A 15,850-nucleotide genomic window follows, 5' to 3' on the forward strand; every position below is an offset into this window, starting at 1 on the left:
CATTCCACAAAAAAGGAGACATATGACTACCAAACGATTGACCCGCCGCCGCGTCCTGCTCGTTGGCGCTTCTATGGCCCTGGTCGCGCCGTTTGCCCACGCGCAAACCTTCCCGCAGCGCCCCATCACCTTCATCGTGCCGTGGCCGGCTGGCAGCACGTCCGACAACACCATGCGAGTGCTGTCACAGGTTGCCTCCGAGCATCTGGGCCAGCCCATCGTCATTGATAACAAGCCAGGCGCTTCCGGCACGTTGGGTGTTGGGGCGCTGGCCAATGCGAGGCCCGATGGCTACACCATTGGCCAACTGCCGCTGTCGGCCACGCGCTTCTCGCAGTTGGGCACGCTCAAGATTGATCCGCGCAAGGATCTCACACCCATTGCACGTGTCGCCGGTCTCACATTCGGTATCGTGGTGCATAACGACTCCCCCTTCAAGTCAATGAAGGACCTGCTTGCCTATGCCAAGGCCAATCCGGGCAAGCTCACGTACGGTTCACCCGGCGTTGGTAATCAGACTCACATCGGCATGGAAGTCATCGAGATGGCCACGGGTGTGAAGTTCCTGCATGTGCCCTACAAGGGCGGCAACGACGCAACGCAAGGACTGTTGGGCCGCCATGTCGACATGGTGGCTGACTCGTCGGGATGGGCGCCGCTGGTGCTGCAGGGCAAGCTGCGTCTATTGACCGTGTGGGGAGAGCAGCGATTGGCGCGCTTCCCCGACGTGCCGACCATGAGGGAGCTGGGATACAACGTCCTGATGTCCGCGCCCGGCGGCGTGGCGGGCCCGGCCGGACTGCCCGCCGATGTGTCGGCGAAATTGGCCGAGGCTTTCCGGCAGGCCAGCAAAAGTACGGAGTTCAAGGCTGCGCTCGATAAATTCGATATGCCACTCATGTACCAGGAGCCGGCGGATTACCGAAAGTACATTGAGCAGTCATATGCCGAAGAAACCGTGCTAATCGACAAACTGAACCTTCGCGAAATACTGAAATGAACACCTCCATCGTGGACTTGCCGGCCGCCCTGGCCAAGGTTGTCGGAGCCGAACATGTCTTGACAGAGCCGCCTGATCTGGCGCCTTTCGTCGAGGACTGGCGCGGTCGCTACCGGGGGGAAGTCTGCGCCGTTGTGTTGCCCGCCAGCACCGAAGAGTTGTCCGCCGTCGTGCGTCTTTGCGCGCAGGCCGGAGTGAAGGTGCTACCCCAGGGAGGGCACACCGGCCTTGTGGGCGGTGCCACGCCTGTGGGTGCACGCCGCGACGACGGCAGTGCGCCGGTGATCGTCGCCATGCGACGGATGAACCGGATTCGGGAGATTGATCCTGTCGGTAATACGTTGGTGGCCGAGGCAGGATGCGTGCTGGAAACCCTGCAACAGGCTGCGGCCGAACAGGGACGCCTGTACGGGGTGACCTTCGGTGCGCAGGGCTCTTGCCAGATTGGCGGCAACGTCTCCACCAACGCGGGTGGCACGGGGGTTCTCAAATACGGCAACACCCGCGAGCAGGTGCTGGGCCTGGAAGTGGTGCTGCCTGATGGCCGCATCTGGAACGGCCTGCGCACGCTGCGAAAGGACAACGCTGGCTACAACCTCAAGCACCTGTTCATCGGTGGCGAAGGCACGCTGGGCATCGTCACGGCGGTGGCGGTGCGCCTGCACCCACGTCCGGCCGTGCTCGCCAACGCCTGGTTGACGCTTGACAGCGTCGAGAACGCTCTGGCGTGTCTGGCTCATCTGCAGTCGATCGCTGGCGACCGCATTGCGGCCTATGAGCTGCTCAACCGCGCGCAGTTGCGTGCCGTGCAGGACCATTTCCCCGATGTGCGCCTGCCTGCCGATCCAGATGCGCCCTATGCCGTGCTGCTGGAGCTCAGCGACACCTACGCTCGCGCAGACCTGAACGGGCTGATGGAAGACGCACTCGGTCAACTCAGCGAGCGCGGGCTGCTTCGCGATGCCGCCATTGCTGCGAGCGAAGCTCAGCGCGCCGCCTTCTGGCACATCCGGCATGGCATTTCCGAGGCCAACCGCAAGGCGGGCATGGGCCTGTCCACCGACGTGGCGGTGCCGGTGAAATCTCTGGCGGTGTTCATCGAGAACGCCAGCCGCGCCGTGCTGGCCCGCTGGCCCCAGCTTGAGATCGTCCTGGTGGCGCACATGGGCGATGGCAACGTGCATTTCATCCCGAGGTATTCGTTCGAGGCGTGGTCGCAAGTCGAAGACCAGCCCGTTGTGGCGGATGCCGTGCGCGCGGCGGTCCACGACGAGGCCGTAGCGCTCGGCGGTACCTTCAGCGCCGAACACGGCGTGGGTTACGTTTTGGTGGATGAACTGAGCCGGCTGCGTGCGCCGCTAGAGTTGGAAATGATGCGCCGTGTTCGAGTGGCATTCGATCCAGAGGGATTGATGAATCCGGGCAAGTTGATCGATGGCTGATCGTGCAAAGCCTGTCCTGGGCGTAATTGCGGACGATTTCACCGGTGCAACCGACGTGGCCAGCATGCTGGTGCGCTCGGGCATGCGAACGGTTCAGGTCATTGGTGTGCCACAGGGACTCGTGCCCGAGGCCGACGCGGTCGTGGTGGCCCTCAAGACCCGAACCGTACCCGCCGCCGAGGCGGTGCAGGAATCGCTCGACGCTTTGAAGTGGCTCAAGGCGGCTGGGGCCCGGCAGATTTACTTTAAGTATTGCTCCACCTTCGACTCGACCCCTGAGGGCAACATCGGCCCCGTGGCCGATGCACTGCTGGATGCGCTGGGCAGCGAGTTCAGCATTGCATGTCCGGCGTTTCCGGAGAACGGGCGCACGGTTTATCGAGGGCATCTGTTCGTGGGCGACACGCTGCTCTCCGACTCGGGCATGCGTCACCACCCGCTGACCCCCATGAACGACGCCAACCTCATGCGAGTGCTTCAGGCGCAGACCAAGGGCAAGGTCGGGTTGATTGCGTTCGAATCCGTTGGACCGGGTGTGGCCGCCACGCGAGAACGAATGGCACAACTGCGCACCGAAGGCGTGCGACTGGCCATTGCAGATGCCATCGATAACCAGGACCTGCGCACACTGGCAGACGCTTGCGCTGACCTGCCCCTGATCACCGCCGGATCTGGGGTGGCACTTGGATTGCCTGCGGCCTATGAGGCGCGCGGCTGGCTGAAGCTCGATGCCCGTGCGGCCGATCTGCCAGGTGTGGGCGGCTTTGGTGTCGTGCTATCCGGTTCGTGCTCCACGGCGACCAACGCGCAGGTCCGGCACTGGATCGAAGCGGGGCGGCCTGCGCTGCAGATCGACGTGCTGGCTTTGGCCGCAGGAAAGTCGCTTGCGCAGGGCGCAATCGAATGGGCCACGCCTCGCCTTGTCGAGGGACCAGTGCTGGTGTACGCCACCGCCGGCGTTGAACAGGTGAAGGCTGCACAGGCTTTGTTGGGCGTCGAGCAGGCGGGCCTGCTGGTTGAACAGTGTCTGGCAGACATCGCTGCGGGACTAGCCGAGCGGGGTGTTCGCCGGTTCGTGGTCGCCGGAGGCGAGACTTCTGGCGCAGTGGTGCAGGCGCTGGATGTTCAACAGTTGCGCATCGGCGGGACGATCGACCCGGGGGTTCCCTGGACCCAGGCAGTGGGCCGTGAGCTGCTTCTGGCCTTGAAGTCTGGCAATTTCGGGGCAGTAGATTTCTTCGCCAAAGCCCTGGCGCTGACCGCATGACGACCTTGCAAGACCTGCGGGCCGAAATCTGCCGCGTCGGACGCTCCCTGTTCTTGCGCGGCTACGTCCATGCGACGGCGGGGAACATCAGTGTGCGACTGGACGCCGGGCTCGGTGGTGGTTTTCTCATCACGCCCACAGACGCCTGTCTGGGTTTTCTGCGACCCGAGGCGCTGGCCTGGGTGGACGAAGAAGGCGTGCAACAGTCTGGCGAACGCGCCAGCAAGACCCTGGCCCTTCATCGCCGAATCTACGCAGCCGACGAGACCGCCCGTTGCGTCATCCACACACACTCGACGCATCTGGTCCGGCTGACGCTGCAGGGTGTCTGGCATGAAGAAGACATCCTGCCGCCGATCACGCCCTATTACGTGATGAAGGTGGGGCACGTCCCTCTCATCCGCTACCACCGACCGGGTGATCCGGCTGCGGCGGCCGAGGTGGTTGCCGTGATCGCGCGCGGCCAGCAGCGCGGCGCCCCCATCCGCGCCGTGATGCTGGACCGCCTGGGTCCCAACGTGTGGCACGAGAGCCCGGCCGCCGCCATGGCGGTGCTGGAAGAACTGGAAGAGACCGCGCGCCTGTGGCTCACATGCGAGCCACGGCCGCAACCGCTGCAGGCAGCACAGATCGACGAACTGACGCGCCACATGGGCGCTCGCTGGTGAGAACGGAAATCACATGCCTCTCTTCGCCGCCAACCTTTCCATGATGTACCAGGAGCATGCCTTCCTGGATCGATTCGATGCCGCCGCCGCCGATGGCTTTCGCGCTGTCGAATTTCTCTTCCCTTATGAGCATGCGCCGGAGCACATTGCCCTCGCATTGCGCCGCAACGGGCTGAACCAAGCCTTGTTCAACCTGCCGCCCGGTGACTGGGCTGCTGGGGAGCGCGGCATGGCCGCCCTGCCGGGCCGGGAAGATGAATTTGCCGAGAGTGTGGGCCGTGCCATCGGCTATGCCCGGGCCATTGGTTGCCACAGGCTTCACGCCATGGCCGGGCTGGTGCCCGCGGGAGCCGATCGAGTGCAAATGCGCCAGACGTTCGTCAGCAACCTGCGCCTGGCTGCGAGGCAACTGGCGCCGCATGGCATCACGCTGCTTATCGAACCGATCAACACGCGCGACATGCCTGGCTACTTCCTCAACTACCAGCAGCAGGCGCACGACATCGTGGCAGAAGTGGCTGCACCCAATCTGAAGGTGCAGATGGACTTCTATCACTGCCAGATCATGGAAGGCGACGTGCGCACGCGACTGGAGCGCCATCTGAAGGACGTGGGACACGTCCAGATCGCGGGTGTTCCTCACCGCCACGAGCCCGATGAGGGCGAGCTGGACCACGCCTGGTTGCTCGCCGAACTCGACGCGTTGGGCTACTCGGGCTACGTGGGGTGCGAATACCGGCCCCGCGCCGCCACGTCCAGCGGACTGAACTGGATTCAACCCTACAAGGATTCTCAAGTATGAAAGTGATCATCACCGGCGGCGCCGGTTTTCTGGGCACCCTGCTGGCTCGCGCTCTGCTGGAGCAAGGCACACTGCGCGGCGCCCCCATTGACCAGTTGGTGCTGGCCGATCTGGTCGAGAGTCGTGATGAAGCGCTTCGCGCCGATGCACGCGTGCAATGCAGGGCAGGGGATCTGCTTGAACAGCTTCCCGTGCTGATGGGCGAGCCCGTGGATGCCGTGTTTCATCTCGCCTCGGCGGTGTCAGCGGAGTGCGAGTCCGACTTCAACCTGGGTCTGCGCTCGAATCTGGACACCACGCGCGCGCTGCTGGATGCGTGCCGGCAGCAGGCCGAACGTGGCGGCAACGCTCCGCTGTTTTTCTTCTCCAGTTCGGTGGCGGTGTATGGCTCGGACCCGGCACTCCCCCTGCCCTCCGCCGTGGAAGATCACACCCTTCCAACGCCACAGTCAAGCTATGGCATCCACAAGTTCGTGTGTGAACAGCTGGTAGCCGACTACACCCGCAAGGCTTACATCGATGGCCGTTGTGCGCGACTGATGACAGTTTCAGTGCGCCCTGGCCGTCCCAACGGCGCGGCGTCCAGTTTCCTGTCTGGCATCGTGCGCGAACCTCTCGCGGACATGGAGGCCGTTTGCCCGGTGGATCTGGACACTGCCGTGGCGTTGGCATCTCCCGCCACGACCATCGCCGGCATTGTCGCCGTGGCCGAAGCGTCACGTGAAGACTTTGGTGGACGCACGGCGCTGAATCTTCCCGCCCTCACGGTCACCGTGCGGGAGATGCTCGCTGCCTTGCAGGCAGTGGTTGGCGACGACGTTATGCAGCGTGTGCGTTTCGAACGCAACGAGGCTGTGGAACGCATCGTCGGTGGCTGGCCAGCTCGCTTTCACAGCGAACGCGCGCAGGCGCTGGGCCTGCGCGCGGATGTCGATTTCCGCTCGGTCATCGAGCAGTACATGCGCGACCACGCGCCCACCTCCACCCATTGATCTGGAAAAATCGCTATGCATATCCGTCTGCGCATTGTTGGCTTTCTGCTGCTCACTCTTTCCGCGCTGTGGACCGTTCCCGCGGCAGCCGATGACTACCCGAACAAGCCGGTGCGATTGGTGGTGCCGTTTCCACCTGGAGGCGGCGTGGACTTGTACGCTCGCAGCATTCAACCGGAGCTTTCCAAGGTTCTTGGCCAGCCTGTCATCATCGACAACCGTGCGGGTGCTAGTGGCATGATCGGCGCCGAAGCGGTGGCCAAGGCAGCGCCGGATGGCTACACCCTTTTGGTCGGCAACATCGCCGTGTATGCCATGAACCCGGCCACGTATAGCAAGATGTCTTACGACCCCTTGAAGGACTTCACTCCGGTGGTGCAGACGGTGATGGTGCCCTATGTGCTGATTGTCAACCCCGATCTGCCAGTGCAGACCATTCCCGAGCTCCTGGCTTACGCCAAAGCCAATCCCGGGAAGTTGACCTATGGTTCTTCGGGCAGCGGCAGTGCCCAGCATCTTGCCGCCGAACTGTTCAAGTCGCGCACCGGGGCGGATCTGGTGCACGTGCCTTACAAAGGTGTCGGTGCGCTGGTGACGGACCTGATCGCCGGTCACATCAAAGTCGCTTTCGCCGACCAGGCCAGCATGATGCCGCATGTGAAGGCCGGCAAACTTCGTTTGATCGCCACAGCCGGTCTGCAGCGTGTGCCTGAATTGCCAGACGTTCCGACGGTGGTCGAGGCTGCGAAGCTGCCGGGCTTTGAGATTTCGGGCTGGCAAGGCATTTCTGGCCCCGCCGGCATGTCACCGGCGATCGTCAAGAAGCTCAATGAGGCGATTAACCGTGTGCAAAGCATGCCCTCCATCAAGAGCGGTTTCAGCGCTGCTGGCCTGACCACTGTGGGTGGCACACCAGAAGAGTTCACTCGCTACGTGCAGAGTGAGATTGTTCAATGGAAGAAGGTGGCCAAGGACGTGAACGTCGTTGTTGACTGAACTTCAGCGAAGTTGTCTTTTCACCGTCTTGGCTGAAGGCATCTGCAAGCCAAGAAGGTGAACAACGCATTGCATTCGCCCTGAAGTTCCCTGGTCAGAGCAGCCGTTCTCACTCAAATTTGTCCCACGCGAGAACCCTATCCTGCTGATTTGGGTGGCAGGAGATTTCACGAGTGCAGGACGTGGTGACACTGAGTGCCATATGGTGCTGGGCATTGCGCGAGAAGATGTCCATTCGCGAAATCTCCAGGCCAACAGTTCGGCTCGCAACACTGTTCAGAAGCACCTGAGGGTAGGTGGCGAAGAGCCCTGCTATGCCAAGCGCTCGAGCTCCAGCAAGCTCGATCCTTCCGCTGAAAAGCGCCTTACATGGCTGTTGATCGAAGCCAGCATGCAGAGCGCGAACTGCATCATGCGCCTCGATTGACTCCGCGTCGGCAACACGCCGGCCCTTCTCACAGCCCGCGCTCGCGCACGCTCAGGGCCGAGCGGTATGGCTTTCTCAGCCGGTACAGCTGGGCCGGCCGGCTGCGGATGCCGGGGCGGGTGGCGCCGGGCACTTCTTCCAGGATGTCCAGGTCTTCCAGCTTGCGCCGGAAGTTGGCCCGGTTCAGTGGCTCGGACAACACCGCTTCGTACACCGCGTGCAGCTCGGGCACGGTGAACTGTTCGCCACACAGGAACACCGGCAGCGACGAGTAAGCCGCCTTGCTGCGCACCCGCGCCACCACGCCGGTGATGATGTGGGCGTGGTCGAACGGCAACGCCGGGAGCTTGTCGACCGGGAACCATTGCACGCTGCTGCCCAGCACGGGCGCAGGCACCAGCGCGTAATACACCACCGTGAGCGACCAGCCGCGCGGGTCGCGCGCCGGGCCCGAGAAGGTGCCGTACTCCTCCAGGTAGGGGCTCACCACACCGGCCTTGTCCAGCAGCACGCGCGCGGCCGCGGCGCCGGCGTGGTCGTCTTCGTTCTCGTGCACATAACCACCCGGCAGCGCCCACACGCCTTTGAAGGGTGCGCTGTCGCGTTTGAAAAGTGCCACGTGCAGCTCGCTCTCGATGAGGGTGAGCAGCACGGCGTCGACGGTCAGAATGGTGGCCATGGCGTGGGGTTTTCTGCGCATTCTAAGGCTTGGATTCAAATTGCATCTACAGTGCAATGGCGCTTGAAATTCACCTATCGAGTTTTTGAAAATACAAAGATTCAAAATGAGTCTAAGTAGATATACTGAGGCCGTTGACCGCCATCCCTGAAGGACCGACATGCGCACCAAGCTCCTGATCATTGATCCCCAGAACGACTTCTGCGACATCGACGGCGCCACCCTGCCGGTGGCCGGCGCCAACGCCGACCTGCAGCGCCTGGCCGCCTTCATCGCCGCGCACACCGACCGCATCGACGACATCACCGTCACGCTCGATTCACACGCCAGCGTGGCGGTGGAACGCACAACTTTCTGGGTCGACCGCAACGGCGAGGCGGTGGCGCCGTTCACGTTTCTCACGGTGGACAACGTCCGCGAAGGCGAGTACCGCCCGCGCAATGCCGCGCTGACAGCACCCGTGCTGGCCATGCTGGAGCAGCTGGCAGCCGCCGGCAAGCCGGGCATGGTGGTCTGGCCGGTGCACTGTGTCACCGGCACCTGGGGCCACAACATCCAGAGCGATGTGGCGCAGGCCCTCGCCGGTTGGGAGATGGCGCACCAGCGCTCCGTCAGCAAGGTGCTCAAGGGCGAGTACCCCTTGAGTGAGCACTTCGGTGTGTTCGAGGCCGATGCGCCGGTCGCGTCGGTGCCCGGCACGCAGTTCAACCGGGCACTGGCCGCGTCGCTCGCCAGCGGGGCCGACTTGATTGCGATTGCCGGCCAGGCCTCCAGCCACTGCGTGGCCTCCAGCTACGACCAGTTCATGCGCTTCCTCGCGCGGTCGCCGGCCTTCGCGCCGCAGGTCGTGCTGCTGCGCGACTGCATGAGCCCGGTGCCCGGCTTCGAGCCACTGGCCGATGCCTTGTTCGAGCGCGCACGCGCTGCCGGCACGCGGGTGCTGACGGTGGGCGAGCTGGCGAAGAACCTGGGCTGAATCATCCACGCCGAGATTTCACGGAGACCACCATGAGCGACCTCCAGACCCCGACCGCTGCCGCTACCGCCGAGGCCTTCGTGCCCGTCGTCACCTCGCTGCTCGGCACCGACCTCTACAAGTTCACCATGCTGCAGCCCATGCTGCACTCGATGCCGGCCAACCAGGCCGAGTACCGCTTCGTGTGCCGCAACCAGCCCGGTTACCCGCTGGTCGAGATCCTTGACGAAGTCGAGCGCCAGCTGGACCACCTGTGCACGCTGCGCTTTACCGAGGACGAGCTGCAGTACCTGGGTGCGCTGCGGTACATCAAGTCGGACTTCGTCGATTTCCTGCGCATCTTCCAGCTGCAGCACCGCTACATCCGCGTGAGCGCCGACGGCGACCAGTTGAGCATCGTCGCCCAGGGCCCGCAAATCCACGTGATGTTCTTCGAGATCTTCGTGCTGGCCATCGTCAACGAGATCTACTTCCGCCGCTTCAGCACACCGGCGGTGCTGGACGAAGGCCGCCGGCGCCTGCACGGCAAGGTGGCACTGCTGCGCGAGCTGGGCCGCAGCGCCACCCGGCGCCACCCGTTCGAGTTTTTTGATTTCGGCGTGCGCCGCCGTTTCTCGGCCGACTGGCAGGAGGAGGTGGTGGCCACCTTCGCGCGCGAGTTGCCTGAGTACTTCAAGGGCACTTCCAACGTGTACCTGGCGAAGAAGTACGGCCTGGTGCCCATCGGCACCATGGCGCACGAGTACCTGCAGACTTTCCAGGCGCTCAACGTGCAGCTCAAGGACTTTCAGAAGGCGGCGCTGGAAACCTGGGTGCAGGAGTACCGCGGTGACCTCGGCGTGGCCCTGACCGACGTGGTCGGCATGGACGCGTTCATTGCCGACTTCGACCTGTACTTCGCCAAGCTGTTCGATGGCCTGCGCCACGACTCCGGCGACCCGGTGGCCTGGGGCGAGAAGGCGCTGGCGCACTACGAGCGGCTGAAGATCAACGCCCACACCAAGCGCCTGGTGTTCTCCGACGGGCTCGACCTGCCGGCCGCGCTCGGCCTGTACCACCACTTCGGGGACCGCATCCAGACCGGCTTCGGCATCGGCACCAACCTCACCAACGACATGGGCCTGCGCACGCTCAACATCGTCATGAAGCTGGTGAGCTGCAATGGCCAGCCGGTGGCCAAGCTGTCCGACTCGCCGGGCAAGACGATCTGCGACGACGAGACCTTTCTCGCCTACCTGCGCAAGGTGTTCCGCATCGGCGCCTGAGTGTTCTTTCAATCAGCCATGGCAAGGAGCTGCCCATGCTGCGCATCACCAGTGCCCAGATCAACCCCACCATTGGCGACATCGACGGCAACATCCGCCTGATGCTCGAAGCCGCGCGCCAGGCGCGGCTGGACGGCTCGCAACTCGTGGTGTTTCCCGAGATGAGCTTGACCGCCTACTACCCCGGCGACATGCTCGACGAGCGGCCGTTCCAGCAACGGGTTGCCGAGGGCATCCAGGCGCTCAAGCGCGCCACGCGCGAGGTGCCCGAGTTGCATTGGGTGGTGGGCGCGCCGCTGCAGCGTGAAGGCCCGGGCAAGAAGTTTTACAACGCGCTGCTGGTGCTGCGCAACGGCGAGGTGCTGCTGCAGTACGCCAAGCAGCTGCTGCCCACCTACAACGTGTTCGACGAACGCCGCCACTTCGAACCCGGCCCCGAACACAGCGCGCGCACCCTGCGCATCGAAGGCGTGCGCGTGGCCTTCATGGTCTGCGAGGACGGCTGGAACGACGACGGCGCGGACTACAGCGTCAACCCCTTCAGCCAGCTGGCCGAGGTGCTGCCCGATCTGGTGGTGTCGATCAACGCCAGCCCGAGCAACATCGGCAAACGCGAGCAGCGCCACCAGGTCTTCAGCAAGGCCTGCGCGCGCCACAAGCTGGCCTTGTTGTACGTCAACCAGATCGGCGGCCACGACCAGCTGGTGTACGACGGCGCGTCCTTCGCGGTGGACGCGTCCGGGCGCATCGTCTTCGAGGCACAACGCTTCGTGCCCGACGTGACCACGCTCGGCTTCGATCCCGGGCACCAGAGCTTTGTCGATGCGAGTGGCAGCCCGTTGCAGGCGGTGCAACCCGAGGGCCTGCACACCATGGACTTCTACCGGCGCCAGATCGTGCTCGGCCTGAAGGACTACGCGCGCCGCTGCGGCTTTCGGCAGGTGGTGGTGGGTTCGTCGGGCGGCATCGACTCGGCGCTCACGCTGGCATTGGCGGTGGAGGCCATGGGCGCGGACAACGTGGTGGCCATCACCATGCCCTCGCGTTTCTCCAGCGAGGGCAGCGTGTCTGACTCGGTGCGCCTGTGCCGCAACCTGGGCATCGCACTCATGGAGCACCCGATCCACGCCATCGTGAGCGGCTACGAGCAAGGCTTTCAGCCCGCGTTCGGTGAACGCCTGGAAGGCCTGGCGCTGGAGAACCTGCAGGCGCGCGTGCGCGGCACCATCCTGATGGCCTACTCCAACCGCTTCGGCCACCTGCTGCTCACCACCGGCAACAAGTCCGAAGTCTCGGTCGGTTACTGCACCTTGTACGGCGACACCAACGGCGGCCTGGGCCTGCTGGGTGACCTCTACAAGACCGAGGTGTTCGAGCTCTCGCGCCACCTCAACCAGGCGGCCGGCCGCGAGCTGATTCCGCAGGCCATCATCGACAAACCCCCGTCGGCCGAACTCGCGCCCGACCAGAAGGACACCGACAGCCTGCCACCCTACGAGGTGCTGGACGAGATCCTCAAGCAGCTCATCGAAGGCGAGCGCTTGCCGGCCTGGGAGAAGGCGCGTTCGCTGCGCACCGTGGCCGAGCTGCAGGCCAGCGAGGCGGGCCGTGCCCTGGTGCAGCGGGTGGCCCGCATGATCGCGCGCAACGAATACAAGCGGCGCCAGGCGCCCCCGGTGCTGCGGCTGCGGCCACGCGCTTTTGGCAGCGGGCGCCAGATGCCGATCGCCGCGGTCAGCGCGGTCTGATTCACGACCACCCGCCAGGAGATTCCATGTCCACCGCGTCCTCTGTTGTGTCCTCTGCCGATCTGGCCGTCGTCATCGGCCGCTGGCAACTGCCCCACCTCGGTCACCTGAAGCTGTTCGAGGCCGCGCTGCAGAGCGCGCCGCGCGTGGTGGTGGTGATCGGGTCGGCGTTCCGCTCGCGCGACGTGCGCAACCCTTTCACCTGGGAAGAGCGGCGCGACATGATCCTCGCCATGTTGCCCGGCCAGGCCGAGCGCCTGCAGTTCGTGCCGGTGCGCGATTACTACGACGACGAGCGCTGGGCGCGCGCCGTCACCGATCAGGTGCAGGTCGTGGCGGGCGGCTCGCGCCAGATTGCCCTCATCGGCCACATCAAGGACGCCACCAGCGCCTACCTGAACCGGTTTCCTGCGTGGCGGCGCGTGGGCGTCGAGCCGGTGGACGGGCTGGACGCCACCGCCTTGCGCAAGGTCTATTTCGGCAGCGAAGACACCGGCATGGCCCTGACCGTGCTCACGCCTTACCTGCACCCCAGCACCGTGGCCTACCTGCAGGCCTGGTCGTTGCTGCCCGAGTACCGCCGCCGCTGCGACGAAGCGCGCGCGGTGGCGGCGATCCGGCAGAAGTACACCGCGCCCCACTACCTGGCGGCAGACGCCCTGGTGGTGGTCAACGATCACGTGTTGCTGATCCGGCGCGGCGGCCAGGTGGGCCATGGCCTGTGGGCGCTGCCGGGTGGTTTTGTCGACCGGGGCGAGCGTTTCCTGCAGGCCGCCATGCGCGAGCTGCGCGAAGAGACGGGTTATGCGCCACTGCCGTCCACGCTGCAGGCCGCGCTGCGCGACTCGGCCGTGTTCGACCACGAGTTGCGCAGCCCGCGTGGCGGCATCGTGTCCATGGCCTTCCGCTTCGACCTGGGCCAGATGAATCACCTGCCCGAGGTGAAGGCGGCCGACGACGCGCAGCTGGCCGCCTGGGTTCCCGTGGCCGACCTGCCCGGCATGGCGGGGCAGTTCTTCGAAGACCACGACTGCATCCTGGACCGCCTGGTCGGCCTGTACCACGACACACCCGGCCCGGCCTGAGGGCGCGGCGCCGCCGGTGCACGGGAGCCTGGTTTGCTGGATTTCCCTGGCGGTATATAGCGGTCGGTTGCCAGATCTTCACTATGCAGGGTGGGTGATTTCGGGTTTCGATGTATATACTCGTATATTGCGAAATAAACACCCGGCGAGACATCCATGAAACCCTTCCTGAAGCGCACCCTGGCCCTGTGGCTGGCCTCCGGCATGGCCCTGTCCGCCCACGCGGCCGACATCACGGTGTCTGCCGCCGCCAGCCTGACCAACGCCTTCCGCGACATCGCGCCGCTGTTCGAGGCCGCCCACTCGGGCACCAAGCTGCAGTTCAACTTTGCCGCCTCGGGTGCGTTGCTGGCGCAGATTGCCAAGGGGGCGCCGGCCGACGTGTTCGCCAGCGCCGACCAGGACACCATGGACCAGGCGCAGGCCCAGGGCCTGGTGCAGGCCGCGCAGCGCCGCGACTTCGTCTCCAACGCTCTGGTGGTGATCGTGCCGACCGCCAGCACCCAGCAGCCGAAAAGCGTCAACGACCTGGCGCAGCCGGCGTACGGCCGCATCGCCATCGGCCTGCCGGCCAGCGTGCCGGTGGGGCGCTACACCAAGGGCGTGCTGGAAGCCGCCAACCTGTGGGGCGCGATTGAACCCAAGATGATCGGCGCCACCAATGTGCGCCAGGCACTGGACTATGTGGCGCGCGCCGAGGTGAACGCCGGCTTCGTCTACGCGACGGACGCGGCCATCATGCCGGACAAGGTCAAGGTCGCGCTCACCGTGCCCACCGCCAAGCCCATCCTGTACCCGGTGGCACCGCTGCCCGCCGGCCCGAACGCGGCCCAGGGCGCGCAGTTCGTGGACTTCCTGTTCACCCCGCCGGCGCAGGCCATCCTGAGCAAGTACGGCTTCGGCAAGCCCTGAGACCCAGGCCCTGAATACAGGACACCGGAGGCGCCATGGCCGAAGCCTGGATACCGCTTGCCCTCACGCTCAAGGTGGCGGGCTGGGCCACGGCGCTCAACCTGTTCCTGGGGGTGGGTGTGGGTTATGCCATTGCGCGCTGGCGCTTCCCGGGCCGTGATCTGGTTGACGCCGCATTGACCCTGCCCATGGTCATGCCGCCCACCGTGCTCGGTTATTACCTGCTGGTGGTGATCGGCACGCAGGGCGTGGTGGGCGCGTGGCTATTGCAGCACTTCGGCATCCGCCTGATCTTCACGGTGGAGGCGGCCATCATTGCCGCCACCATCGTGTCCTTCCCCATGGTGTTCAAGGCCGCGCGCGCGGCCTTCGAGACGGTGGACCCGCAACTCGAAGACGCGGCGCGCACGCTCGGCATCAACGAATGGGCGGTGTTCTTCCGCGTCTCGCTGCCGCTGGCCTGGCGCGGCATCCTCGCCGGCCTGCTGCTGTCGTTCGCGCGCGCACTGGGCGAGTTCGGTGCCACGCTGATGGTGGCCGGCAGCATCGCCGGCAAGACGCAGACCCTGTCGATCGCCATCTACGAAGCCGTGCAGGCCGGGCAGGACAACACCGCCAACTTCCTGGTGGTGGTCACCTCCATCGTCTGCGTCGCCGTGTTGCTGAGTGCCGGGCGGCTGGTGCCTGGCCGTGTGATGGTGCGGGGTTGATGCCATGTACCGCGAACACGCCGCCCCACCACCTTTGGCCGTGCCGTCGCCGGACGCGGCCGCCAGCCACAATGCCGGCATGACACCGGCCTTCACCTGGGACGTGGCGCTGCGCAAATCCTTGCGCCAGGCCGGCTCGCGCTTCGAGCTCGACGTGCGCTTCCAGGCCACGGCGCCGCGCGTGGTGCTGTTCGGCCCCTCGGGCGCGGGCAAGACGCAGACCCTGCGCATGATCGCCGGCATCGTGGCGCCCGAGCAGGCGCGCGTGGTGGTGGCCGGGCGCGTGTTGTGCGACACCGCGCAGGGCCTGCAGACCTCGCCGCAGGAGCGGCGCCTGGCCTATGTGTTCCAGGACTACGCGCTGTTTCCCCACCTCACCGTGATCCAGAACGTGGCCTTTGCGCTGCGGCGCGGCTGGCGCAACCCGGCCAAGGCCATCGTTGACGAGAGCGTGCAGCGCTGGATCACCGCCTTCCACCTCGAAGCCATCGCCGGCCACTACCCGCACCAGATCTCGGGCGGCCAGCGCCAGCGCACCGCACTGGCGCGCGCCCTGGTCACCAACCCCACGGCCCTGTTGCTGGACGAACCCTTTGCCGCGCTCGACAAGGGCCTGCGCGAACGCCTGCGCAGCGAGCTGCGCCAGCTGCTGGACCCGCTCGGCCTGCCGATGCTGCTGATCACGCACGACGACGACGACGTGCGCAGCCTGGGCGAGCAGGTGGTCTACATCGAAGGTGGGCGCGTGGTCGACACGCCCGGTACCCGCCCCGACTGATGCCGCGCGCGGTGCGCGCAAGGCCGGCTGCTATGCTCAAAACGTGCCGCCCGGGCACCGGTGGGTCCGGTGCCGGCGGCCCACAGGACAAGCAGCGGGAGCC

Annotated in this window: 15 protein-coding genes and 1 pseudogene; 15 read left to right on the forward strand and 1 reads right to left on the reverse strand. The window is 65.3% G+C overall.

What is annotated here, in order from left to right; all coding sequences use genetic code 11:
• Positions 1-22: 22 nt before the first annotated feature.
• The 8 genes and pseudogenes from HPA01S_RS08755 to HPA01S_RS08790 all read left to right on the forward strand — a co-directional run.
• Positions 23-1,000 (forward strand): Bug family tripartite tricarboxylate transporter substrate binding protein, encoded by a 978-nt coding sequence (locus HPA01S_RS08755; RefSeq protein WP_066268930.1) that lies wholly within the window; start codon positions 23-25, stop codon positions 998-1,000.
• Positions 997-2,442: an FAD-binding oxidoreductase gene (locus HPA01S_RS08760; protein ID WP_066268933.1), complete on the forward strand. Its 1,446-nt coding sequence runs from the start codon at positions 997-999 to the stop codon at positions 2,440-2,442. The genes HPA01S_RS08755 and HPA01S_RS08760 overlap by 4 nt, the downstream gene beginning before the upstream one ends.
• Entirely contained in the window at positions 2,435-3,709 is a 1,275-nt protein-coding gene (gene otnK / locus HPA01S_RS08765) for a 3-oxo-tetronate kinase (RefSeq protein WP_066268934.1), read from the forward strand. Before HPA01S_RS08760 ends, otnK begins: the two co-directional genes overlap by 8 nt.
• Positions 3,706-4,377: a class II aldolase/adducin family protein gene (locus HPA01S_RS08770; protein WP_066268936.1), complete on the forward strand. Its 672-nt coding sequence runs from the start codon at positions 3,706-3,708 to the stop codon at positions 4,375-4,377. The genes otnK and HPA01S_RS08770 overlap by 4 nt, the downstream gene beginning before the upstream one ends.
• Positions 4,378-4,390: 13 nt before the next feature.
• Positions 4,391-5,179: a 2-oxo-tetronate isomerase gene (otnI, locus tag HPA01S_RS08775; protein ID WP_066268938.1), complete on the forward strand. Its 789-nt coding sequence runs from the start codon at positions 4,391-4,393 to the stop codon at positions 5,177-5,179.
• The gene (gene denD / locus HPA01S_RS08780; protein WP_066268943.1) at positions 5,176-6,171 is read left to right on the forward strand and encodes a D-erythronate dehydrogenase; all 996 of its coding nucleotides are present in this window, start codon (positions 5,176-5,178) and stop codon (positions 6,169-6,171) included. The genes otnI and denD overlap by 4 nt, the downstream gene beginning before the upstream one ends.
• A gap of 15 nt (positions 6,172-6,186) precedes the next feature.
• Positions 6,187-7,167 (forward strand): Bug family tripartite tricarboxylate transporter substrate binding protein, encoded by a 981-nt coding sequence (locus HPA01S_RS08785; protein ID WP_066268945.1) that lies wholly within the window; start codon positions 6,187-6,189, stop codon positions 7,165-7,167.
• Between the two features lie 227 nt (positions 7,168-7,394).
• Positions 7,395-7,558: pseudogene (locus tag HPA01S_RS08790) on the forward strand (IS21 family transposase); the annotation flags it as partial.
• 64 nt (positions 7,559-7,622) lie between these two features.
• On the opposite strand, the gene HPA01S_RS08795 reads toward HPA01S_RS08790, so the two are convergent.
• On the reverse strand, positions 7,623-8,273 hold the full coding sequence (locus tag HPA01S_RS08795) for an NUDIX hydrolase (protein ID WP_245638602.1): 651 nt from the start codon (positions 8,271-8,273) through the stop codon (positions 7,623-7,625).
• 160 nt (positions 8,274-8,433) lie between these two features.
• Here HPA01S_RS08795 and HPA01S_RS08800 point away from each other — a divergent pair, with 160 nt between their 5' ends.
• From HPA01S_RS08800 to HPA01S_RS08830, 7 genes are all read left to right on the forward strand, one after another.
• On the forward strand, positions 8,434-9,249 hold the full coding sequence (locus tag HPA01S_RS08800; protein ID WP_066268952.1) for a cysteine hydrolase family protein: 816 nt from the start codon (positions 8,434-8,436) through the stop codon (positions 9,247-9,249).
• A gap of 32 nt (positions 9,250-9,281) precedes the next feature.
• The gene (gene pncB / locus HPA01S_RS08805; RefSeq protein WP_066268954.1) at positions 9,282-10,514 is read left to right on the forward strand and encodes a nicotinate phosphoribosyltransferase; all 1,233 of its coding nucleotides are present in this window, start codon (positions 9,282-9,284) and stop codon (positions 10,512-10,514) included.
• A 35-nt stretch (positions 10,515-10,549) separates the two neighbouring features.
• Positions 10,550-12,262, forward strand: coding sequence for an NAD+ synthase (locus tag HPA01S_RS08810; RefSeq protein ID WP_066268957.1), 1,713 nt, complete (start codon positions 10,550-10,552; stop codon positions 12,260-12,262).
• Between the two features lie 26 nt (positions 12,263-12,288).
• Positions 12,289-13,347: an NUDIX domain-containing protein gene (locus tag HPA01S_RS08815; RefSeq protein WP_066268959.1), complete on the forward strand. Its 1,059-nt coding sequence runs from the start codon at positions 12,289-12,291 to the stop codon at positions 13,345-13,347.
• A gap of 156 nt (positions 13,348-13,503) precedes the next feature.
• The gene (gene modA / locus HPA01S_RS08820) at positions 13,504-14,259 is read left to right on the forward strand and encodes a molybdate ABC transporter substrate-binding protein (protein ID WP_066268961.1); all 756 of its coding nucleotides are present in this window, start codon (positions 13,504-13,506) and stop codon (positions 14,257-14,259) included.
• A 35-nt stretch (positions 14,260-14,294) separates the two neighbouring features.
• Entirely contained in the window at positions 14,295-14,969 is a 675-nt protein-coding gene (modB, locus tag HPA01S_RS08825; RefSeq protein ID WP_066268964.1) for a molybdate ABC transporter permease subunit, read from the forward strand.
• A gap of 4 nt (positions 14,970-14,973) precedes the next feature.
• Positions 14,974-15,747: a sulfate/molybdate ABC transporter ATP-binding protein gene (locus tag HPA01S_RS08830; protein ID WP_245638603.1), complete on the forward strand. Its 774-nt coding sequence runs from the start codon at positions 14,974-14,976 to the stop codon at positions 15,745-15,747.
• Positions 15,748-15,850 lie beyond the last annotated feature (103 nt).

Source organism: Hydrogenophaga palleronii NBRC 102513, from assembly GCF_001571225.1.
GTDB lineage: Bacteria > Pseudomonadota > Gammaproteobacteria > Burkholderiales > Burkholderiaceae_C > Hydrogenophaga > Hydrogenophaga palleronii.